We start from the raw sequence: 267 nt of genomic DNA on the forward strand, positions 1-267 counted from the left end.
TCGTAACAACACCGGATCTTCCATTATTTTTTGATAAATCAGTGGCGCCGGCACTTTAACCAAAGTAACGTCCGTTAAGCATTCTACCGCTGCGGCATAGTGAACTTGGTGTGCTAACACCTCTAACAATCCGATGTTGCCCGCCTTATTGTCTGCCAAAAAATATGTAAATTCATTACCGTCTCGGTAGATTTTTTTACCCACAACCAATCCCTTCACGATAAAATACACAAATTCTGGGTAACCTCCCTGTTCAATTAACTGCCG

The 267-nt window shown here is 42.3% G+C and carries 1 protein-coding gene; it reads right to left on the reverse strand.

From position 1 onward, the window contains the following. A partial coding sequence (locus GUI70_RS23440; RefSeq protein WP_161884584.1) for a cyclic nucleotide-binding domain-containing protein occupies nucleotides 1–267 on the reverse strand: 267 nt, incomplete at both ends.

The organism is Deinococcus alpinitundrae (assembly GCF_009982895.1).
Classification (GTDB): Bacteria; Deinococcota; Deinococci; order Deinococcales; family Deinococcaceae; genus Deinococcus; species Deinococcus alpinitundrae.